Source organism: Kistimonas asteriae (assembly GCF_018263925.1).
Taxonomy (GTDB): domain Bacteria; phylum Pseudomonadota; class Gammaproteobacteria; order Pseudomonadales; family Endozoicomonadaceae; genus Kistimonas; species Kistimonas asteriae.
The window spans coordinates 466,132-487,094 of record NZ_JAEVHF010000001.1 but is presented as its reverse complement, the minus strand read 5'-3'; the positions used below and the strand labels follow the sequence as shown (position 1 = coordinate 487,094).

The 20,963-nt window shown below is 51.9% G+C and carries 18 protein-coding genes and 1 riboswitch; of the genes, 6 read left to right on the top strand and 12 right to left on the bottom strand.

Translation table 11 applies throughout. From position 1 onward, the window contains the following. Positions 1-2 precede the first annotated feature (2 nt). The 4 genes from KHS78_RS02290 (at position 3) to KHS78_RS02275 (ending at position 6,887) form a co-directional block, all read left to right on the top strand. Positions 3-635, top strand: a complete 633-nt coding sequence (locus tag KHS78_RS02290) for an acetyltransferase (protein ID WP_211824718.1) — start codon at positions 3-5, stop codon at positions 633-635. A 435-nt stretch (positions 636-1,070) separates the two neighbouring features. After that, a riboswitch (Lysine riboswitch) is annotated at positions 1,071-1,330 on the top strand. A gap of 125 nt (positions 1,331-1,455) precedes the next feature. Next, entirely contained in the window at positions 1,456-3,039 is a 1,584-nt protein-coding gene (locus KHS78_RS02285; protein WP_211824716.1) for a Na+/H+ antiporter NhaC family protein, read from the top strand. A 147-nt stretch (positions 3,040-3,186) separates the two neighbouring features. Continuing rightward, positions 3,187-3,609 carry a CesT family type III secretion system chaperone gene (locus KHS78_RS02280; protein WP_211824714.1) on the top strand — a complete coding sequence of 141 codons (423 nt, stop codon included), beginning with the start codon at positions 3,187-3,189 and terminating at the stop codon, positions 3,607-3,609. A 5-nt stretch (positions 3,610-3,614) separates the two neighbouring features. Further along, complete coding sequence (locus KHS78_RS02275; RefSeq protein WP_211824712.1) at positions 3,615-6,887, top strand: glycosyltransferase; 3,273 nt, start codon at positions 3,615-3,617, stop codon at positions 6,885-6,887. Positions 6,888-6,901: 14 nt separating this feature from the next. On the opposite strand, the gene KHS78_RS02270 is transcribed toward KHS78_RS02275, so the two are convergent. From KHS78_RS02270 to KHS78_RS02240, 7 genes are all read right to left on the bottom strand, one after another. Beyond that, positions 6,902-7,312, bottom strand: coding sequence for a tetratricopeptide repeat protein (locus KHS78_RS02270; RefSeq protein ID WP_211824710.1), 411 nt, complete (start codon positions 7,310-7,312; stop codon positions 6,902-6,904). A 27-nt stretch (positions 7,313-7,339) separates the two neighbouring features. Beyond that, positions 7,340-7,588: an EscF/YscF/HrpA family type III secretion system needle major subunit gene (locus KHS78_RS02265; protein WP_211824708.1), complete on the bottom strand. Its 249-nt coding sequence runs from the start codon at positions 7,586-7,588 to the stop codon at positions 7,340-7,342. A gap of 88 nt (positions 7,589-7,676) precedes the next feature. Then, entirely contained in the window at positions 7,677-7,928 is a 252-nt protein-coding gene (locus tag KHS78_RS02260; RefSeq protein ID WP_211824706.1) for an EscE/YscE/SsaE family type III secretion system needle protein co-chaperone, read from the bottom strand. Beyond that, positions 7,915-9,369, bottom strand: a complete 1,455-nt coding sequence (gene sctD, locus KHS78_RS02255) for a type III secretion system inner membrane ring subunit SctD (RefSeq protein ID WP_211824703.1) — start codon at positions 9,367-9,369, stop codon at positions 7,915-7,917. Before sctD ends, KHS78_RS02260 begins: the two co-directional genes overlap by 14 nt. Before the next feature lie 276 nt (positions 9,370-9,645). Then, positions 9,646-11,463, bottom strand: coding sequence for a long-chain-acyl-CoA synthetase (locus KHS78_RS02250; protein ID WP_211824701.1), 1,818 nt, complete (start codon positions 11,461-11,463; stop codon positions 9,646-9,648). A gap of 23 nt (positions 11,464-11,486) precedes the next feature. Beyond that, the gene (locus KHS78_RS02245) at positions 11,487-12,689 is read right to left on the bottom strand and encodes an acyl-CoA dehydrogenase family protein (RefSeq protein WP_211824699.1); all 1,203 of its coding nucleotides are present in this window, start codon (positions 12,687-12,689) and stop codon (positions 11,487-11,489) included. Positions 12,690-12,699: 10 nt separating this feature from the next. Next, the gene (locus KHS78_RS02240; protein ID WP_211824697.1) at positions 12,700-13,995 is read right to left on the bottom strand and encodes an acyl-CoA dehydrogenase family protein; all 1,296 of its coding nucleotides are present in this window, start codon (positions 13,993-13,995) and stop codon (positions 12,700-12,702) included. Positions 13,996-14,264: 269 nt separating this feature from the next. On the opposite strand from KHS78_RS02240, the gene KHS78_RS02235 reads away from it, so the two are divergent. Both KHS78_RS02235 and KHS78_RS02230 read left to right on the top strand, forming a co-directional pair. Next, the gene (locus tag KHS78_RS02235; protein ID WP_211824695.1) at positions 14,265-15,980 is read left to right on the top strand and encodes an AMP-binding protein; all 1,716 of its coding nucleotides are present in this window, start codon (positions 14,265-14,267) and stop codon (positions 15,978-15,980) included. Positions 15,981-16,159: 179 nt separating this feature from the next. Next, complete coding sequence (locus tag KHS78_RS02230) at positions 16,160-17,977, top strand: acyl-CoA dehydrogenase C-terminal domain-containing protein (RefSeq protein ID WP_211824693.1); 1,818 nt, start codon at positions 16,160-16,162, stop codon at positions 17,975-17,977. Between the two features lie 7 nt (positions 17,978-17,984). On the opposite strand, the gene KHS78_RS02225 is transcribed toward KHS78_RS02230, so the two are convergent. The 5 genes from KHS78_RS02225 to KHS78_RS02205 all read right to left on the bottom strand — a co-directional run bounded on the left by KHS78_RS02225 (position 17,985) and on the right by KHS78_RS02205 (position 20,839). Next, positions 17,985-18,701, bottom strand: coding sequence for a class I SAM-dependent methyltransferase (locus tag KHS78_RS02225; protein ID WP_211824691.1), 717 nt, complete (start codon positions 18,699-18,701; stop codon positions 17,985-17,987). After that, a complete protein-coding gene (locus KHS78_RS02220) occupies positions 18,698-19,162 on the bottom strand; it encodes a DUF2489 domain-containing protein (protein ID WP_211824690.1) in 465 nt (154 codons plus the stop codon). Before KHS78_RS02220 ends, KHS78_RS02225 begins: the two co-directional genes overlap by 4 nt. An 11-nt stretch (positions 19,163-19,173) precedes the next feature. Further along, entirely contained in the window at positions 19,174-19,614 is a 441-nt protein-coding gene (locus KHS78_RS02215; protein ID WP_211824689.1) for a YiiD C-terminal domain-containing protein, read from the bottom strand. Between the two features lie 170 nt (positions 19,615-19,784). Further along, a complete protein-coding gene (locus tag KHS78_RS02210) occupies positions 19,785-20,162 on the bottom strand; it encodes a hypothetical protein (protein WP_211824688.1) in 378 nt (125 codons plus the stop codon). A gap of 101 nt (positions 20,163-20,263) precedes the next feature. Continuing rightward, positions 20,264-20,839, bottom strand: coding sequence for a DJ-1 family glyoxalase III (locus KHS78_RS02205; RefSeq protein ID WP_211824687.1), 576 nt, complete (start codon positions 20,837-20,839; stop codon positions 20,264-20,266). Between the last annotated feature and the right edge of the window lie 124 nt (positions 20,840-20,963).

The following is a 20,963-nucleotide window of genomic DNA, read 5'->3' as shown; positions in this document are numbered from 1 at the left end:
CTATGGAGAAGATTTTCGTTGTTGGGACTGGTGGATTGGCGCGTGAATTTACCGCGTTTTTCTCTAGCCAGGTAGAGATAGTGGGTTTTACTTCAACGAATAAGGAAGAGTATGAAAAATACAATTTACCTGGCATTTTTTTTGAAGGGGATATTAATCCATCGATAGTTGGAACCGATCAGTGTGTGATTGCGATTGGTAGTCCAGATGATAAGGAAATGATAGATAAAAAGTTTGAATCTAAAGGTTTCTCTTTTCCTAACTTGATCCATGCCAGTGCGGTGGTAGGAAGCAATGTTGAGGCTTCGAGGAAAGGACTGATTATTTCGCCGAACTGTACGGTGGGATCAAATGTCTTGTTTGGTGATCATGTTTATCTCAACTTTATGGTTGGTGTTGGACATGACTGTATTTTTAAGGGGTTCAATCAAGTTAATCCTGGTGTTCAGGTTGGTGGTTTCTCAGAAATTGGCTCACACGTATTGCTGGGGACCAATTCGACGATTAGGCAAGGCTTGAAGGTTGGCAGTGGGGCTACAGTCGGTTCTGGTGCGGTGGTTCTCTCTGGTGTGCGAGATGGATTAACGGTATTGGGTAATCCTGCGAGAAGACTTAAATTACCCATTTCTGAATGAGTAAGGGGCACGACAGTCAGAAAAAATCATCTTCTGGTTGGATAGCTAGATTTGATGCACTCGTTGAAGCAAACAGGCTAAAACGTTACTAGCTAACGGTATAGGATCAACAACGACTGACAAAGCGTGATGTATTGTCAGGCAGCTTAGACGTAGAGAAAACGCGCACACAGGATGTCGTACTAGGTGCAGATATTTTGGTTTGTGAGTAACTGATTGAATATAAATAATAAAACAATCTACGTTACTAAAAGCGTGTGAAGAATCCCTATTTAAACTGCTGATGAAAAACCGTCATTATGACGGTTTTTTTTGGGGTGCGAAGGCGTGTACAAGCGCTGCTGAGCAGGTGAGTAAGTATTCCTGACAAAAGCAGGTGGAATGTACGTGTTTCGTTGTCGCGAAGTTTTCTGTGGGGCATACTGCGGGGGTCTTCCTCTTGGTAGAGGCGCGGTGCTTAAGAGTAACAGGAAGTAGGGTGACGCCCGAGATCTCCTGCGAAAGGAAACACCGCCGAAGCCGGTCAAGCGAGTCAGCGCTATCGGCTGGTGTGTCGTTTAAGAGACGCCACACTGTCACGGTGTATTCTGCAGGCAATGGTCTGCGGTACACATGCCATCAGGTGTAATCCGTCATCGTCTGCTTGTCGCGATGAGAGCGGATGGATGCCGGGTCCGTGGAGTGCTACCGCTGTGGGAAAAGTGAATGTACTGACTTTTTGGGTGCAGGCCTTTTTGCAGCATCAATCGCGCTCCTGATCGTCTATCACCAGGGTGACTGTTTTGGACTACAGTTGTACCTGCTTAAGAGATCAGAAGTTATGGAATTAGCGAGTTTCGAGTTTTCGTCCCTTTCTCTGGCGGCGCCTGCCGTCGCCATTGGTCTGGCAGTGATCACCCGCAAGGTGTTGCTGTCATTGGCGGCCGGTATTGTTTGCGGCGCCCTGCTGCTGACCAGTTTTGATCCTGCCTTGTTTTTGAAATACCTCTCTACCGCCTTTCTGAAAGTATTCTGGGATGATGGCTTGAACAAGTGGAATGTGTTTATTCTGCTGTTTCTGATCATTCTTGGTGTCATGACCAGCCTGATTACGCTGGCCGGTGGCACACGTGCATTTGGGGAATGGGCGCGTAAGCGCATACAGACCCGCAAAGGTTCTCAGTTGCTGACTGTTATGCTCGGTATCATCATTTTTATTGATGATTACTTTAACAGTCTGGCCGTGGGAAATATCAGCCGGCCGCTGTCGGACCGGCACCGGATTTCCCGGGCCAAACTGGCTTACCTGCTGGACTCCACCGCCGCGCCGGTCTGTGTCATTACACCGATTTCCAGCTGGGGTGCGTACATCATTGCCTTGATTGGCTCAGTCATGTTGACCCACGGTGTGACCGAGATTACCCCGTTTGCCGCTTTTATCTCCATGGTGCCGATGAACCTGTACGCCATTTTTGCGCTGGCGTTGGTTGTTCTGGCTGCCTGGATGGATCTCAATGTCGGCCCAATGAAGCGGCATGAACTGCTGGCGCAGGAAGGTCAGCTGTATGATCCGTCGAAGGGGGAACCGCCCGGTGCGATTGAAATCACCGAGTGTGACAAGGGGCATGTAGGTGATCTGGTGATGCCCATCATCGTGCTGGTGATTGCCACGGTGTTTTCGATCCTGTGGACCGGCGCCCAGGCTCAGGCTGAAGCCGGGCAGAGCTTTACCGTACTGGGCGCCTTTGAGCATACTGATGTGGCAACGTCGTTGGTGATGGGCGGTAGCGTCGGCCTGCTGGTATCCATCCTGATGCTGTTACGCCACCGCCTGCCGTCAGGCATGGTGACAGAGGCCTTTGTCGATGGCGCCAAGTCCATGCTGGATGCCATTTATATTCTGGTGCTGGCCTGGGTGTTGATTGATGTCATCAGTAACCTGGATACCGGGAAGTATCTTGCAGGGTTGGTGAGCGGTTCCATTGATGCGTCCATGATCCCGGCGTTGCTGTTCGTGATCTCAGGCATCATGGCCTTTGCGACCGGCACCAGCTGGGGTACTTTTGGTATCATGCTGCCCATTGCCGGTGATATGGCCGCCGGTACTGATATCGCCCAGTTGTTGCCGATTATGTCTGCTGTCCTGGCTGGTGCGGTCTTTGGTGATCACTGCTCGCCAATATCTGATACCACTATCCTCTCTTCCACAGGGGCATCCTGTCATCACATTGATCACGTTATGACCCAGTTGCCTTACAGTGGTGGTGTCGCGCTGGTGGCATTCTTTGGCTATCTGACGATGGGATTGACCGATTCCATGACGGTGGGCTTTATGACATCACTGGCTGCATTCGTCCTTTTAGTGCTCTGCTTTAAAAAACTCTCGGCAGATATTGTGCCCAACGGAGTGAGGCAGTTCGCCTGACATTGTTGTGTGTTAGGAACGAGAAAACCGATCCTTGAGGATCGGTTTTTTTATGTCTGGAGGCTGAATAACGGACGCTTGCTAGACTGTTGTAAATAACACGAATTTATTGCCACAGCATCAGCCAGTGACAGGGATGGTCGAGCCATGAGTCTGACAACATTGATGGATGAGTTAACCCGGGTTAACCAGCTGGATCCGATCGCGCCGGAAGAGGGACGTTATACCCTGAAAATGAATGGATTCGATGTCCTCTGTTATACCCGGGCGGGACGTATCTATCTTGAGTCGCAGCTTGCGGCGCTGCCTGAAGGGGATGACAGGCGGCGAGAGCTGGCAATGAAGCTTGCAGAAAAAAATCTGCCCTTGATACGCGCCCAGCGGGCCTGTCTCAGCATTAATGAAGACGATGACCATTACTGGCTCCATCGGCGTCTGCAGGAGTCTGGACTACAACTGGATCAGTTCCAGGAAGCCCTGGAGAGTTTTGGCAGTTGTTTCCTGTATGTGCGGGATATTATTAATGAGCCTGGCGGTAGCAGTGGTGTTAACCCCATGATGATGCCTTAACTGGCATGACTAAAGCGATGATGCGGTTTGCCACCCTCCTTTCTCCGGCTGAATCAGGAGGAGAGGGATATCAGAACGGTTTGCGGGTGGCGAATGTCGGTTTTATTCAGGCGCTGGTGAGATACAGCGAATTTTCTGAATTTCATTTGTTTGTTGTGGCGGATGACTGCCCTGATGTAGATGCCTATTGGTCGCAATACCTGCTTCTCAATGGGCTGGACGCCGTAATCCAGGTTTTCCCATTGCATCTGCTGCCGATGTGTTTGTCCGAATATGATTATTCGGTGTTTCATAGTGGCGATCATTATATTGCCCCGTTGCTGGAATTGAGGGAGGCCTATGCGTCGCGGCTATTCCCGGTGACGGGTCGGGTCCATTCTTTGTGTCAGGATGTTTCTCTGTCGACCACACGAAACCTCTGCCTGTCCCCTCAGAAAGCCTGTGATGCCCTGCTGTGTGCCAGTGATGCCGCACAGCAGGCAATGGAAAAGCTGATGAGCAATGTTCAGCAACAGCTGGATGATCGCCATGGAATAGCGATCAGAGATCATTGCCGCATTGAATATTTGCCTTTGGGCGTTGAGTCGTCGGACTTTCCCCCCATCAATAAAACACTGGCGAGACAAACGCTAGAGCTGCCTGAAGATGCCACTATCATTCTGTACCTTGGCAGGATTGATGCCGGAAACAAAATGGATCTTCATCCATTGATTCTCGCGCTGAGTGAGGTTGTGAATGATGAAGCACTCCAGCACCTTCAGGATATTGTGTTGTATATCTGTGGCCAGTCATCGGCCAGTGATGATTATGTGGTGTCACTGGCGCGGACAGCAGGGCAGTTGGTGATAGAGGATCGGGTGCTCTTCAACTTTGAGATGGCACCTGACGAACGCAGCACCATATACGCGGCGGCGGATATCTTTGTTTCGCTGGCAGATAATCCCCAGGAAACGTTTGGTCTGGCACCGCTGGAAGCCATGGCTACCGGTTTGCCCGTGGTGTTATCTGACTGGGATGGCTATCGGGATCTGGTTGACCATGGGCATTCCGGTTATCTCATTCCCACGAGCTGGGGCGATATCGATGCACTGGTTACCCCGACGGCTTACTATGAACCGGAACGGAACCTTCTGGCGTCGGCACAGGCCGTGGCGGTTGATGTGGCAGCGTTGTCACAGGTTTTGATTAATCTGGTGGCTGATAAGAATCAGAGAGAGCAGGTTGGTGCCGCTGGACAACGTCGAGTTGAGGAGCAGTTTTCCTGGTCGGTGTCGGTCAGTTGCTATATGGCGCTGGTGGAGAGGCTGGGGCAGTTGGCTGATAGTATGACTTTTCAACCTTCCGGCCGTTATCCCGGTTTACCAATGACGTCTGTATTTGGTCATTATTCGTCGAGCATGCTGGACGATTCTGTGGTTGTTGAAACCCTGCCGCGTGGACGCAGGGTTCTGATGGGGTCTGAAGCTGCCATTTGCTTTGATGGTATTAATCATCTTGTGGATGCACAGCTTCAGACGGCTGTGCTGGAAGGTGCGCTGTTGGGTGCACGGGTCGATCAGCTGTGTGCTCACATTGCCTTGGCCAGGCCACTGGTTATTTTCAATATCCTTTGGGGCTTGAAGCATCACTTATTGACGCAAACGGCCAAGGGTCCGGTTATTGAGCCGAGACGTTATGTGCAGCTAGCAGATGCCGGAAAAACGACGGATTCCTTTGCACAAAATACCATTTGGCAGATTCTGCAAACAACAGAATACCCTGATGAATGGACATCGGGACTCATACAGCCTGTTATTAATCGTTATTTACATCCGCTGTTAGAGAATATGCTCAATGTTGATCAGTGGCAGATCGATGAGGTCATACCAACGCTGATGGCACCCCTCGTTGTTCATCTATGTGAGCAGTTGAATCAGCTTAAGGCCCTCTGTTCGAAATCGGTCATTACGATGGATCCCTGCCAATGGTCGGTACAGGCGCTTTTGGATCATTTTCCGATGTGGGGGCGGCAGTTAAAAGCAGGACTGGTTGCGGATCTTCAGGCAATTAAAGCGGTCTTGCGACGATTGAATAACGACAGTCAGTCGCTGATTGAAACATTCGTAGTCTCAGATAATCAGGACGGTATACGGATTACAGGCCTTGATCCGTTAACCGATCAGGGCTTTCAGGGAACGACACTCGTCAGTTTCAGCAATGGTGGCTCAATTCTATACAAGCCAAGAGACCTTCGTATCGAAGCCCGGTTGGTGAACCGTCACCAGGAAAATGAAGCGCTGAGTCTGGCCGAGTTATTGAATCAATGGGCTGGTGAGCCAGTTATCGGTTGCTTGCAACATATCGCTAAAGTGGAAACGTTGCGTCATTCAGAATGCCATTATGGTTATTCTGAGTATCTGGACAGCAACACACCTCGCAGTGAGTGGTCTGAGCCGCTTTACCGGCGAATGGGGTGGTTGTCCGCCTTCCTGTTGATAACCGGGCAGGGTGATGCGCACCATAACAATATCCTTGTTAAGGGTGAGATGCCGTATCTGGTAGATGCAAAACGAAGTCTTTCCCATCAGGTTGTGGCAGGACTTGCTGAAGACATAGCTAATGGGAATGGTGTGATGTTGGAAATGTCGTCGCTATCGAAAACCCGGGTTGGTGTGTTCTGGGAGGAGAGTGATGATATCGCCGACGATACCCATCAGCACAGCCAGCACGCATCCGTTGTGGCAGAAGGCTTTCGGCAGGCGCTGCAGCTGATTATGGCTCAGTCAGGTCAGATTGTTCGTTTTTTCAAAGGACTCTCCGGATTGCCAGTTTGTTCCCCCCTGCTGACACATCATCAACACCGACAGCAGATATCCGATATCAGTAAGTTGCATGTGTTCTGTGAACCTTATCTGGGCGCGCTCTATCAAACAGCAAGGATCATGGCTGATCGGATGATCAGAGAGTATGGGAAGACTGAAGGTTGTAATGAGCCTGTAGCGCGCCATCGTGATGACATCGTGCGTGACTGGGTAAGGGGGAATATCCCTTGTTTTTACCGGGTAACTGACTCTATTGCGTTGCTGACAGTACCCAATGATAGGGCGGACCGATATACGCTTCTGGATGCTGATTATTTCCCAACGCCAGTATTGCCAGAACTCGCTAAAGCCATCAAAGACCTGGATCAGGTTGCATGCGATAAACTGGCTGGAGTTTATGAGAACTGGCTGTTGAGTTTAGCGGTAGAGGAACCGCTGGAGGCCAATCTGTTGCAGTGGCTGCAAAAAGAGCAGTAAAGCCCCGATACTGCTTAATGCGGGGCTTTGGGTGGTGCGCTTTTCTTGTCGGCGTGATGCTTGAGCTCCTGAAGCAGGTTCTCCGCCAGATTAGCAGCCAGCGGATCATCAGATTCAGTCAGCGGAGTCAGGAATTTTTCACTTTCGCTATTACGTCCCATCAACATCAGCGACATGCCGATGAAGGCGCGCACAGTGGGATTATCGGGCTCAATCTTCAGGGCTTTCTTCTCAAGAACATCCAGCGCATCCTGAAACTGGTTCAGGTTGAGATGGTTCAGCGCCATGCCAATGTGTGGCAGGACACTGTTGGGGCGAATTTGACCGATGGCCTTGAAAATAGACTTGGCTTGGGCTGACATCCCATTGCTGGTAGCCATAAACCCGATATCGGCCAGCAGTCTTAAGGTTTCTACGGTGACCATGTCCCTGGTTCCCCCTAAATCCCTGAATCAGTTGATCTTCTGAATAATGCCCTGCGCGGTATCCTTGACGGCTTTGACGACCGAGCTGTCTACGCTGTAGAGCATGGTGAGTTTATTCACATCCTGCTGCAGTTTGATCATGTCGGCCAGATTACTGGGGTCAAGATCCTGCATGGATTTTTCCAGCTTGCTTTCAAATTCAGACAGCTTGTTGGACAGACGATCCGTTGCCTGATCAAAGCTGATGCTGTTAGTTCCGTTATTCAAAATTGACATAAGAACGCTCCCTGTTCCCAGTGCCTCTCTTCAAGTCTAGTCCACTGACGTGCCCGTATTTGACCTGATCGCAGTGGATAAACCCGTCTCAGTGTGTGCCAGAGGCCTTGTGGTATTTGAGCCAGGTCAGTTCGATCACCTTGACGGCGTCATCCAGCGCCTTGATCAGGGCATCGGTCTGCTCAAACTCTTCGGGAGAGAGCCCGCCTTGCTTACTGCTCTTGAGCTGCGCGGCCTCTGCATTCAGGCTGTCAATCAGTTCCTGTCTGTACTGACCGTCCGTATCGGTACTGAGACGGTCCTCTGTCAGCGACAGGGAGACGTTATCAGCTTCCGCCATGGTTGCCTCCTATGTAGTATTTTATTCTTTCCTGGCCTAGCCGAAGCGTCAGATATTCCAGGGTGATACTTTCAAGTATATATCCGTTTTTCAGCCTGGCGCCTTTCAGGTACTTCTCACCGTTATCCAGGATCACAAAGGGCTCCTTGCCGATGGTGACGCTCTTGATATTGATGATGGGTTGCAGGGTGGCCAGATCGGCGGATGGCAGGGTGACATCAATCACCAGCTCAGGGCGCTTGCCATACTTCTCCCGGAAGTTTCGGACGACTTCCTTAAGGTGATAACCCTGGGAGATGTCCATGAGACGTCCCTTCATAATCACTTTGCCGGGCTGATCCAGTAGCTTGATGCGCTGGCTCAGCGCCTTTTCTTTGAGCATGGAACGTAGTGTCTTGATGCGCGTATTCTGGAATTCAAGCTGATCAATGATGGTCTGCAGCCCATGCACTTCCTGGTGCAGTAATTCACGGACTTTGGTCAAATCTCTGACGGTGTGCAGGTAACCCCTGAGGATCAGGGTGCCCGGGAGTGTGTCCAATGCGACTGTCAGTGACTTGTAACCGTGCATTTTCAGTACCGCCATGGCATTTTCCTGCATTTCATCCAGGGCAATGATCTGGTTGTTGAAAAGGACTGACTTCTCCGTGAGCGCATCCAGATAGGCTTGCTTGGTCGTGCCATCGACAATATAGCCTGTCAGTAATACAGAACCGTCAGGCAGTGTTTTAAGGGTGATATCTTCAAGGTTTTGCAGTGCCCGCAGATTTTCCGCTTCAAGGATATGAGAGATAGGCTTTTCAGCTTCCGCCAGGGCTGGGTCAGTGAGTTGCCATAGCCAGGAAAAAACACTGATAAATCCGACCAGCAGCGCAGCTGCGGCACCCACAATCACAACTTTTTTTCCGGATTCCGGCAGTAAAGCGCGCAGCCGTTCCATAAGGCCCGGGCCGGATGAATGCTGCTCATCGAGCTCCGTCAGTTCATCGTCGGACAGCCTGTCGTCAAGAACCGGAATGTCTTCGCCATCCTGCTGTTCCTGAAACGTATCCGAATGGGCGGTTTCTTCTGCAGCGGGGGTAAAAGATGCTGGTGCAGGCGCCGTCAGGTCTGGCATGGTCAGTTCGGGCCATTTGGCGCCTTCTGGCGCCATGGCAAAATGCAGGTTGCCAGCGGTTACGATGACAAAGGGCTGAAGCGTAAACAGGTTTTCCTGTGCCAGCCCATTTAGGTAGATACCCTGACCTTCGGCCAGGTTTCGAATGTCAACGCCATCCTCTGAAACCAAGATTTCCAGGTGATAATCGGCGAGGGTGTTATCGGTGAGCACCAGGTCGCACTCTTCGTGCCGGCCCAGTGAGTACTGGCCTGCATCCAGAGTGATTTCTGCGCCGACATGGGGGCCGGACAGAATCTTTAAAACCCAGACCTGGTCTGCCATAAATTGTTGTCCATTACCTGCAGTGGCAGAGCGCCGCCATATTCATTGAAAGTGATGCCTGATGGGCCTTTCGCCCGCACATGATCCAATCCCTGGCGCGCGGCTGAAAATGGCGTAAACGTTGAAACGCTGACTACTAAAAAAAGCGTATGTGATGGTGGGGGATATTTCCACCGGATAGCCTGAGCGGCCCGAAAAAACAATGGGTTATCGTATTTTTAACCGGGGCTGGTGTAATTATTTGACAGTTTAGGGCCAGCTTGCTTCTGGCATAGGTCAGAAGCGTACTTTTCCGGCGTGAATTTGCTCCAGATCCTTGGTTTTCAGGGGCTGGTAGTGTTGATTTCCGGGCAGTAATGCCAGCACCGGATCGTTGAACTGGCTGGTATCAAATCCTTCTTTTTTCAGGGTGGTCTTTTGGTATTTGAAGGTTGTCGTCATTTGTTGTGAGTCGCAGATTCTGAGAAACAGTGGAATGGCATAACCAGGTAGCTGTCTGCAGACATGCTGGGTCAGAGCTTCCAGGTTGAGGTTTTCCTCTGTTTCTGAGACTACCAGGGCGGTCATGCCGGCGCGGCCATCCGCGCCTGGCAGGCTGATGCCATATGTGACGGCATGCTCAATGGCAGAAAAACTGGTAAATGCTGCCTCAACCTCGGATGTGGCGACATTTTCGCCTTTCCAGCGAAAGGTGTCCCCGATTCGGTCAGAAAAGGCAATATGTCGCCAGCCCTGACGAACAACGAGGTCGCCGGTATTGATATAACAGTCACCGGCTCGGAAAACGTCGCGATACAGCTTTTTCTGTGATGCGTCTTTATCCGTATAACCATCAAACGGCATGCGGCGTGTAACTTTGGTGAGCAATAGCCCGCTTTCTCCTTTATTGACTTTTTCCATGAAACCATTGGATGTACGAACAGGGCAGTCGTTTTGAACATCGTAACGAACAACCTCATAAGCCATTGGGCAGGTGCCTGCTGTCTTGTCCAGGTTGAGTGCATTGGTAAACACCAGGTTGACTTCGCTGGCGCCATAAAACTCGCTAATAGATAGAATTCGGAAGCGTTCCTTGAAGGTTTCCCAGATATCGGGTCGCAGCCCGTTACCGATGATGGTTCTTACTGGGTTGTCGGCATCATTGGGTCTGGTGGGATGGTTAAGCAGGTAGCGACAGAATTCACCGATATAACAGAAGCTGGTAGCACCGTAATGACGTATATCGTCCCAGAACCGATTAACACTGAATTTCCGAGCAATCGCTAACGATGCCCCGTTTCCCATGACAGCACTGAGTGAAACGGTCAATGCGTTGTTGTGATAGAGGGGTAGTGCGCAATAGAGAATATCTGTTGGTTTGAGCCGCAGAGACATCATCCCAATGCCGGCCATGGCCTTGAACCAGCGGAAATGTGACATTACAGAGGCTTTGGGAAGGCCGGTTGTGCCGGAGGTGAAAATATACAGTGCCGGAGAAGATAATTTCAGCGTACGGGTAATATCAGGGTTGGTATCTGGCATGTCCTCCGAGACTTCAGCTAAATTTTGGTAGCCGTCTGGTGTGTGGGTGGTGCTGTTATCGTTGACAAAGAAATGGGACTGTCCCTGCGTTTCGGATAGCTTGTGTTTAATATCATCAAAGACTTCAGTTAATTCTTCACCGACAATGCACACCGTTGGTTTTGTAATTGTGAGGCTATGCAATAAGGCATTATTTCGCTGACTGGTATTGAGCATGGTCGCAATGGCGCCAAGCTTTAAGATAGCCAGTGTGGCCAGCAGTGTTTCAGGGCGGTTTTCCATCAGTATGGCAACACGGTCACCCGGCTGGATGTTTGCCTGTGCCAATGCATGACTGAAGCGGTTGACCTGTCGATTGGCTGCGTCGTATGACCATGTTTTTTCCTGGTATTTAAGAAAAGGACGTTTACCGTACCGTTGCGCCTGCTTTTCCAGTAATCGACCAATGGATAACCGCCGCTCCGGGTGCAACGACACCAGCTTCACCAGACCGGTTGTCATTTGTGGAAGCTCTGGCGCCAGGGCGAGGGCAGAGCGAAGTATGTTGGCAAAGCTGACTGTGCGTGTTGGCATTATTGTTATTATTAGATGGTTTGTTACTTCAATTCTGCAGACGATTTATTCAATAGTCGTCGTGCAATGATCAATTGCTGAATCTGCTGGGTACCTTCAAAAATATCAAGGATTTTCGAGTCTCGGGCCCATTTCTCCAGCAGCTCATCTTCGGTGTAGCCGCGTACCGTACAGAGTTCAGAACATTTCAGAGTAATGGCATTGGCCGTGCGACCTGCCTTGGCCTTAGCCATGGAAGCTTCCTTGGAGTTGGGCTGGCCATTATCAGCCATCCAGGCAGCCCGGAGCGTTAACAGCTGAGCTGATTCCAGCTCGGCTTCCATCATCAACAGCTCCTTCTCAAGCGCTGGTCGCTGATAAAGCATCCCTTTATAGGAAGGTTCAATACCTTGTGCTTTGAGTAATTCCCGGGTGCGCTCTAGCGCAGCGCGGGCAAGGCCAACGGCCATGGAGGCAACAACCGGGCGGGTATTGTCAAAGGTTTGCATAACACCACCAAAACCCCGTTGAATGTCAATATGCGGATTGCCCAGCAGGTGTGAAGCAGGCACACGACAATTGGTAAAGGTAATCGCCGCTGTATCGGACGCTTTGATGCCGAGTTTTTTTTCCAGTCTTACGACTTCCATGCCGGGCGTGCCTTTCTCAACGACAAAGGATTTGATTGCTGCACGACCAAGGCTGGGATCAAGACTGGCCCATACCACCACCGCATCTGCCCGTTCACCACAGGTTACGTAGATCTTTTCACCATTAATGAGGTAGTGGTCGCCATCCTGTTTTGCTGTCGTTCGGATAGCCGCAGAGTCAGAACCGGCCTCCGGTTCAGTAATGGCCATTGCTGCCCACAGGTGGCCGAACTTTTTCATTTGTTCATCGTCTGCAACAGCCGCAATAGCGGCATTTCCGAGTCCTTGTCTGGGAAGGCTCAGGGACAGGCCGACATCTCCCCAGCAGAGTTCTGTCAAGCCCAGCACGGTAGAGAGGTTGCTGCCATTAACTACCGTATGACTGTCGCCTTTGGCGGTATTCAGGCGGCCCGCGCCAGTTCCACTGTCTGCGCCATCATTCATGGCATCCAGTAGGGATGCCAGCATGTCGAGTTCGACGGGGTAGTCATGTTCCCTGCTGTCATATTTACGCGAGATAGGGCGCAATACTGCCCTTGCAACCTGGTTGGCCTGGGTCACCAGACCTTTGAATTTTCTTGGTGTTTCCAGATACATACAGAGTCCCTTATACCAGCACCGAACCGGAGAGGAGTGAAATGGCGCGTAAATCACGATACCAGCGCTCGACGGGGTACTCTTTCACAAAACCGTGGCCGCCAAGCAGCTGTACGCCATGAGTACCAATCAGCATGCCTTTATCGCTGCACTGGGTGTGAGCCAGCCAGGCTTCCCGGTCAAAAGACAGCTGATGATCACAGCGACTGGAGGCTCGCCAGTTCATAAGACGCATGCCGTCGAGTTCTGTGGCCATGTCTGCCAGCAGAAAGGCGACGCCTTGTCGATGGCTGATGGGCTCACCAAATGCCTGTCGCTCGTTGCAGTAGGGGATGGTGAAATCAACGACTGCCTGGGAGGTGCCGCAGGCGAGGGCGGAGACTGCGATACGGGAACGGGAAAGCCAGTCGTCAAGTTGAAAGTTGCGATCAAGACGGGAGTCAGGGCTGACCTGTACATTGGATAGTATCAGCGTTCCAAGTCCAGCCGATCTCAGTCCCATAGCTGGAGCAGTGTCAATCTGAAGGCCCTTCGTGTCTCGTTCAACCAGAAACAGGGCTGGCGTGTTCTTGTTTATCCTGGCACTGACAAGAAAGAACTCTGCCGTTTGTGCCAATGGTACCAGTGTTTTTTGGCCGTTAAGGCGATAGCTTTTGCGGTGACGGGTTGCCGTACAGCGGGTTTGCTCTGGGGAGAAATCAACGTTGTTCTCATGAATAGCCATCGCTGCAGGAAGAAAATGGCCTTCAGCAAACCGGGGTAACCATTGTGCCTGCAAAGCCGCATTCCCCCAGCGGCTGATCGCGGATAGACAGGCGGTTGGCGCAAGCAGTGCCAGTGCCTGACCCATGTCGCCCCATGCCAGCTGCTCCGTGATCAGGGTCATGGTTTCAGCTGGCGCCTCTGCGCTGATACCGCCCCAGGCTTCAGGCAGTACAAACAGATTGAGTCCCAGTGCCTCTGATTCTGATATTACAGTTTCGGTTGGATAGTGTGCGATTTCAGCCTGATCGGATTGTGCTCTCAGGGTGCTGGCAAGCCTCTTTGCATTTTCAACGATCAGGCGTTGCTCTTCTGAGAGGGAAAGATCGAACAGCTTACGGTTTTCTTTACTCGCTGCTGATGAGTGGGTACGACGCTTTCTTGTCAGAGTTTGCTGGCCCGATGTCGCCAGACGAAAACCCGTTCGTGTCACATGATAGGCCAGTCGTTCCGCGGGCTTTCGGAGTTTGTAGCGGCTGGCAAGTTCCGATCCTGCGAATCGGTTGACCAGGGAAAGCGCAATCCCTGTGGCGTTCAGTGTCATGGTGTACTCCCCCGGGAAGCTGCCTGTCGCGAGAGTGGCTTCTTTAGCCAACACTCACGAAATACAACAACTTACCCATGAACTGTGTCGCAAATCAGGCTATGATAGGCCGTCGTTGTCTGATTCATCAGGCTGACAAAGAGTCAGGGGACAACCAATGGCTGTCGAACTCGGGGGAGTTGGCAGATATGTCAATGCCGTGACATGTCTGGGCAGGGACAGTAATGTCAGGTTGTCGCATAACTACATAACAAAAAAGTGATAAGAATATGGAAGCGAGTTTCTGGCATGGTAAGCGCGCACCCGGTGTGCCCGATATCATCAACCCGGACGAGTACGGTTCCATACTGGCAGTCTTTGAAGAATCCGTCAGTAAGTATGCCCAACGACCTGCATTCACCGGTATCGGCCATACCCTGACCTTTCAGGATATCGACGACTACAGTACCCGTTTCGCCACCTATCTTCAGACCCAGACAGATCTTAAACCTGGTGACCGCATCGCTATCCAGATGCCGAACCTATTACAGTTTCCCATCGCAGTTTATGGCGCCCTTAAGGCGGGTCTGGTCATCGTTAACACTAATCCATTGTATACCGCCCGCGAAATGCATCATCAGTTCAATGATTCCGGCGCCCGCGCGCTGGTCTTCATGGATGTGTTCGGGCACCTGGTGGAGGAGATTATCAGCGATACACCGGTTGAACATCTCATTGTCACCAGTATTGCGGATATGCTGCCGGCGCCGAAGCGCCAGCTGATCAATGTGGCGGCCAAATACGTCAAGAAGATGGTTCAGCCCTATAAACTGTCTGGTGTCGTCCGTTTCCGGCAGGCGCTGGCAAAAGGGGATGCAGGAAAATACCGGAAGCCGCCTGCGCCGCGGCCGGATGATGTGGCAATTCTGCAATATACCGGCGGCACAACCGGTGTGGCGAAAGGGGCCATGCTGACCCATAGAAATATGATCTCTAATATGCTGCAGGCGCAGGCCATGCTGAGTCAGCAGGATGAGGCTGGCAATCCCATGCATGAGGCCGGCAAGGAGACCATCGTTGCACCCCTGCCGCTCTACCATATCTACGCCTTTACCGTGCATTTGATGGCGATGGTCGAATTGGGGAATCACAGTATTCTCATTGCCAATCCGCGCGACACAGCCATGTTTATCAAGATGATCAAGCCCTGGCGTTTTACGGCGTTCATTGGTTTGAATACCTTGTTTGTCAGCCTGCTGAATCACCCGGAATTCGCCAAGTGCGATTTCAGTGGATTGAAGCTGACACTGTCGGGCGGCACGGCCCTGCAGGCAGATACAGGACGTCGCTGGAAAGAGTTTACCGGTTGCGGGGTATCTGAAGCGTATGGGCTGACAGAGTGCTCGCCGGCTGTCTGTATGAACCCGGCAGGTGACCTCGCACAGACTGGAACGGTCGGTTTGCCTGTACCAAACACCCTGTTGAAGACGGTTGCCGATGATGGCAGCGAAACAGGCGTTGGTGAACGGGGTGAGCTCTGCGTGAAAGGGCCACAGGTCATGAAAGGGTACTGGAAACGCCCTGATGCGACAGCAGAAATCTTTGATGAGGATGGCTGGCTCAAGACCGGTGATGTCGGCGTTATCAACGAAGACGGTTTTGTTGCCATTGTGGACCGGATCAAGGATATGGTTCTGGTGTCAGGCTTTAACGTTTATCCCAATGAAATTGAGGATGTCGTAGCCCAGCATGACAAGGTTGAGAATTGCGCAGTGATTGGTGTGCCAGACAGTAAAACCGGTGAGGCGGTGAAGCTGTTTGTGATTCCCAGTGACAGTTCTCTGAGTCAGGATGAGATGAAAGAATACTGTCGCATGAACCTGACTGCCTACAAGGTGCCCAAGCAGATTGAGTTCCGTGAAGAGCTACCTATGACGCCTGTTGGCAAGATTCTGCGTAAGGATCTACGTGCTGAAGAATTGCAGAAGCGCGAAGCGGTTAGCTGATAGTTATTGTCCCACTGAAAAAATGCCACCGTACCGGTTTTCGGGCAGTGGTATTTTTTTTGCCTTGTCATCAAGCTGGCTGAAAAGTGACAGTCAGGTGACATTGCTGCCAATCTCACTACCTTCTCCTTTCGACAAAATGCTCAGCGTCTAATCACTTTCTCATCAGGAGATGGTCTATGCCTGAATACAAGGCGCCTGTCAGGGATATGAAATTTCTGGCAGAAGATGTTCTGGATATGCAGGCGCATTATCAAACGTTGCCGAATGGTGGAGAAGCGACCCCTGATCTGGTCGATGCGATTATCAGCGAAGGGGCGAAGTTTGCCGAGAATGTGCTGGCTCCACTGAATCGTTCGGGTGATGAGGAAGGGTGTCATTGGCAGGATGGGGAGGTGGTAACGCCAAAAGGCTTCAAGGCCGCCTATCAGCAATATGTGGCGGGTGGCTGGCAATCGCTTTCTCATCCGCCTGAGTATGGCGGGCAGGGGTTGCCGATGTCCCTCGGAGTCATGATTTCGGAAATGGTCGGGACGGCCAACTGGTCCTGGGGGATGTATCCTGGCCTGACCCTTGGGGCGATGAACACCTTGTTTTTACATGGCACCGAAGCGCAGAGGCAGACCTGGTTGACTCGCATGACCAGCGGCGAGTGGAGTGGCACTATGTGTCTTACAGAGCCTCAGTGCGGTACGGATCTGGGGCAGGTCAAAACCCGCGCAATACCGAATGGCGGTGAGACTTACCGTCTGTCCGGTACCAAGATTTTTATTTCTGCCGGAGAGCATGATCTTACCGAGAACATTATCCACATTGTGCTTGCTCGGCTTCCGGACGCTCCTGAGGGAACGCGGGGTATTTCGCTCTTTATTGTGCCCAAGTTCAAGGTGAATCCGGATGGTTCGCTGGGGGAGCGCAACGGTGTCACCTGTGGATCCCTGGAACATAAAATGGGGATCAAGGCCTCTGCGACCTGCGTCATGAATTTTGATGAGGCGGAAGGCTACCTGATCGGGCCTGAGAATAAAGGTTTGCAGTGTATGTTTACCTTTATGAATACCGCGCGTATTGGCACCGGAATACAGGGGCTGGCTTCCGCCGAGCTGGCCTACCAGGGGGCGCTTCCTTATGCCCGGGAGCGATTGTCCATGCGTTCACTATCGGGTGCCAAGCAGCCTGACAAGGTCGCGGATTCGCTGATTGTTCATCCGGATGTCCGTCGTATGCTGCTGACCATGAAGGCGTTTGCCGAGGGTGGTCGTGCCATGTTGTACGATGCCGCCAAGCTGGCTGACCGGATGATAACGGCTGAAACTGAGGCTGAGCGTAACCGGCTTGATGAGGAGTTGGGTATGCTGACGCCAATCCTCAAAGGCTTTCTGACGGAGGCTGGTCTTGAAGCCGCGAACCTTGGTGTGCAGGTCTTTGGTGGGCACGGTTATATTCGTGAGCATGGCATGGAGCAGATAATACGGGATGCCCGGATATCGACCCTTTATGAAGGTACAACGGGGATTCAATCGCTGGATCTGTTGGGGCGTAAGGTGTTGTTGTCCAAGGGTAAGGATCTGAATCGACTGGCAGGACAAATCCTCAAATATTGTAAGTCGGTGCTGGCGGATGACAGAGTACCTCGCCTGAAAGTCTTGCCGTTTGTTGGTAAGGTTTCTGCGTTAACGCTGAGATGGCAGTATCTGAGTTATCGTCTGGCATTCCGGGCTGCCCGCAACCGTGATGCGGTGGGCGCAGCGTCGGTCGACTACTTGATGTTTTCAGGTTATGTCGTGATGGCGTATTACTGGTTGCAAATGCTGGTGGCGGCACAGCGTAAGCTTGCTGAAGGCACCAGTGAGCAGGCTTTTTACAAAGCCAAGGTACAAACGGCTGAATTCTATTTTTCCCGTATTCTTCCGCGCGCTGAGGCGCACGCAAAAACGATGCTCGCCTGCCCGCGTACACTGACGCGAATGAAAGAAGAGAGTTTTGCGTTTCTATAGTTCTTGCTTAAATCGGTAGAGGTTCCTGGCTGGCAGGAACCCGGCGGTCCGTCCGAATAGGGCGGTTACAGTAGAAGTTGATGTTGTTGAAGTCACGGGTTTCATCAAGATCGGGGACCGTGCCGCACTCCCGGCTGGAAAAGCGGCAATAGGGCGGAAAATCAAACTGTTTGATACGGGAGTCGGCGACCAGTACTTCGGTGGCGATGGAGTGAAACTGTTCCAGCAGTGGCAGGTTGTTTCTGTCGTACAGGACGTCGGCTGCGATTAACAGGTCCAGCGGCTCATCAAAGCTGAACAGATCATCATGGAGTCGGAAGCTGACCTGATTGATGTGTGCGTTGATTTGGCAAGCAATCAGTGCATCCGGATCAATATCGCAGGCAATCACTTCGCGGGCGCCCGCAAGGCTGGCGGCAATCGCAATGACGCCGGAACCTGCACCAAAATCCATTACCGTCTTTCCCGCTACCAGGCTTGGTGTGTCCAGTATTTGAGCCGCCAGAGCCTGACCACTGCCCCAGCAAAATGCCCAGTAAGCCGGGTAATCTTGAATGGTTTTAATTTCTTCTTCTGTGAATGGGCGATGCTTCATCGGTGTTGGGTCAAGAAGAGCCAACTGTACTTGAGGGCAGTCGGGCAGCGGTTGAACCAGTACCCGTGCTTCCGGGTGCATTTTCGTAAGGTTTCGATTGAGCGGGCCGATGTCGAACGCTTGTTTCATGCTTCTTTAAAGATACTTTCTGCATTGAATTGTGTCAGCAGGCTTTGAGCTGCCTGTTTTATGCGTTCCTGGTGTTGTTGTTCCAGCCGTTCGCGTTCTTCATCCAGACGGTTGCGTGCGCTCAGTTTCATGGTTTTTCGTGCTTCGCCAATCGGCATGTGCGTGGTTGCGTCATAGACCGTTGTGAATATCTGGTATTCCTCGGTTTTACCCAGGGCAGGATCCACCATATCCAGAATGGTTTTTATCCGGATGCAGCCTTCTGTTGGATTAACCTGTTCATGCACCAGACTTCTTGCCAGTATGGTCAGGCTGGAGCAAAGAAACTGTCGGTGCTGTTCGTTGGATTTCCGGATGCTGGCACGGTTTCGAAACACTTCAAGCCAGAGTTTGACCGCCCATACGGTCAGGCCGGCAATCGCAAGAATGGCGGCGGCCAGTAAGATCAGGGTTATATCCATTCCGTTGTTTCCTATGTGGGTACAGCGACATAGCGTCCGTTGAAATTGGCAACACGCTCACCATCTGAGTGCAGTGACACCGTTAGGTCAAGGCGCGCCCGGCGGCCTGCCTGCAGGCGGCCGTTGAAGGTTTCAGGTACCGTGCACTCACAGGTTGCAGTCAGTTCGCTGCAGGCGGGTGTCAGGAATTGCAGGTTTTGTTCTGCAATGACGACATCGCAGTTGGTGCCGACCTCCAGGGCCTTGAGACTGGTCATGGTCCAGCCGCAGATAGTGGCAAGCGCGCTGATGCTGCCGCCAAAGAAGGTGCCCTTGTCATTGATGTTGGGAGGCAGAGGGCAGGCAAGTTGCAGCTGTTTACCATCATAAAGCCGATAGTCGATTTCCATGGCTCGAAGCATCGGGATTTTGCTGAGCTTTTTCTGGAGCGTGAGAGGAAGTGGCAATGTCATGTGTTTTTAGGATTTCTACTGCTGTCTTGCGGGTAACTATCCGCATTGGTTGTTGGTCTGTCAATTTTATCGCGAGACGCTGCTGGAGGAAGTGGGAGGATGGCTTGACTCTCGTAGTAAGTATGGCTGGAAATGAGGTGTCAGCATGGGCTGACACCGTTGGAAGAGAATTAGCTTTTTTCTTCGCGACAGGTGCCCGTTTCGTCTTCGTCCATGGCTTCCAGTGCCGCTTCAATGGAGACAGGATTGATTTCGGTATGCACCAGTTTCATGTTCTTGATCTGGGCGTGATACCAGAACCAGTGGTTGTCTTCTGTCTGGCACAGCGCCTTGATGTCATGGTCGAGAGAGGGGAAAAGTGGCATGAAGACATGCCCGATATGCTTTTTGCGATGAATAATGGCGGTCTTACCGCTATAGGTTTTGCCATTGCGGGTTTCTGAGACCTGATCAAAGGCTTCCCCGGCCATACGATCGGCGATCTTGTCCTGATAACGGTCAAGCCAGTAGAGGGCAATTGCGCCGGTCAGTAGCCAAACAAGTTCCATAGATACCTCTTTATTGTTGTTTGCCTTGTGCGTGTTGTGAGATATATCGGCTTGTCATTACTATTTTTTATACGGTGCCAATAACCCGGTTGCAAGTGCTTTCAGAGCGCCCAATGGGCGACCATAGCCGTGGCCAGCTCCCGGAAAACGATTTCCCCATAGAGTATTTTGGCCAGGTTCAATGAAAAATACATGGCTGTGCCCGGCCCCTGGCTGGTGATGATTTTGGTGTTTTCATCGATTACCAGCGGTTCGTTGATCGCCACGGCGCCGGTGAGTTGTGACTGAAAGTTGGGGTGGGCTGTTGCCCGAATGCCTTCCAGCAGGCCATGATGTGCCAGAACAATGGCGGGCGAAGCGCAGATGGCAGCAATCCAGTGCCCCATCTGTTTCTGGCTGATCAGAAGATCGGTCAGGGCCTGGCAGTCTCTCAGGTGTTCGGCGCCGGGCATGCCGCCGGGCAGGGCGATGATGTCGTAATGGGTGTCAAGGCACTCGCTGATAGGGCAGTCCGCCAGCAGGCGCACGCCCCGGGACGCCTCCACATTGATAGCGCTATCCGCATTGCAACTCGCTACCGTGACAGTGGCGCCTGCTCGACGAAGCGTATCAATGATGGTGACCGCTTCTATCTCTTCGATGCTGTGCGCGACAGGCACAAGAACGCTCTTGGACATGGTAGGGCTCGATCGTTCATTCCGGCTGTGAGAGACATTTTAGCCGTAAAAAACTGGTGGATAGCCGCAATTGACCGTTAGCGGGGTTTTTTTCCTGTTCGATCTGGCTATAATACCGCTCCCG

What these genes read in the sequence shown, in the direction of transcription:
- KHS78_RS02290 (WP_211824718.1), top strand. Translation starts at nt 3, where the DNA reads ATGGAGAAGATTTTCGTTGTTGGGACTGGTGGATTGGCGCGTGAATTT.
- KHS78_RS02285 (WP_211824716.1), top strand. Translation starts at nt 1,456, where the DNA reads ATGGAATTAGCGAGTTTCGAGTTTTCGTCCCTTTCTCTGGCGGCGCCT.
- KHS78_RS02280 (WP_211824714.1), top strand. Translation starts at nt 3,187, where the DNA reads ATGAGTCTGACAACATTGATGGATGAGTTAACCCGGGTTAACCAGCTG.
- KHS78_RS02275 (WP_211824712.1), top strand. Translation starts at nt 3,615, where the DNA reads ATGACTAAAGCGATGATGCGGTTTGCCACCCTCCTTTCTCCGGCTGAA.
- KHS78_RS02270 (WP_211824710.1), bottom strand. Translation starts at nt 7,312, where the DNA reads ATGGTCACCGTAGAAACCTTAAGACTGCTGGCCGATATCGGGTTTATG.
- KHS78_RS02265 (WP_211824708.1), bottom strand. Translation starts at nt 7,588, where the DNA reads ATGTCAATTTTGAATAACGGAACTAACAGCATCAGCTTTGATCAGGCA.
- KHS78_RS02260 (WP_211824706.1), bottom strand. Translation starts at nt 7,928, where the DNA reads ATGGCGGAAGCTGATAACGTCTCCCTGTCGCTGACAGAGGACCGTCTC.
- sctD (WP_211824703.1), bottom strand. Translation starts at nt 9,369, where the DNA reads ATGGCAGACCAGGTCTGGGTTTTAAAGATTCTGTCCGGCCCCCATGTC.
- KHS78_RS02250 (WP_211824701.1), bottom strand. Translation starts at nt 11,463, where the DNA reads ATGCCAACACGCACAGTCAGCTTTGCCAACATACTTCGCTCTGCCCTC.
- KHS78_RS02245 (WP_211824699.1), bottom strand. Translation starts at nt 12,689, where the DNA reads ATGTATCTGGAAACACCAAGAAAATTCAAAGGTCTGGTGACCCAGGCC.
- KHS78_RS02240 (WP_211824697.1), bottom strand. Translation starts at nt 13,995, where the DNA reads ATGACACTGAACGCCACAGGGATTGCGCTTTCCCTGGTCAACCGATTC.
- KHS78_RS02235 (WP_211824695.1), top strand. Translation starts at nt 14,265, where the DNA reads ATGGAAGCGAGTTTCTGGCATGGTAAGCGCGCACCCGGTGTGCCCGAT.
- KHS78_RS02230 (WP_211824693.1), top strand. Translation starts at nt 16,160, where the DNA reads ATGCCTGAATACAAGGCGCCTGTCAGGGATATGAAATTTCTGGCAGAA.
- KHS78_RS02225 (WP_211824691.1), bottom strand. Translation starts at nt 18,701, where the DNA reads ATGAAACAAGCGTTCGACATCGGCCCGCTCAATCGAAACCTTACGAAA.
- KHS78_RS02220 (WP_211824690.1), bottom strand. Translation starts at nt 19,162, where the DNA reads ATGGATATAACCCTGATCTTACTGGCCGCCGCCATTCTTGCGATTGCC.
- KHS78_RS02215 (WP_211824689.1), bottom strand. Translation starts at nt 19,614, where the DNA reads ATGACATTGCCACTTCCTCTCACGCTCCAGAAAAAGCTCAGCAAAATC.
- KHS78_RS02210 (WP_211824688.1), bottom strand. Translation starts at nt 20,162, where the DNA reads ATGGAACTTGTTTGGCTACTGACCGGCGCAATTGCCCTCTACTGGCTT.
- KHS78_RS02205 (WP_211824687.1), bottom strand. Translation starts at nt 20,839, where the DNA reads ATGTCCAAGAGCGTTCTTGTGCCTGTCGCGCACAGCATCGAAGAGATA.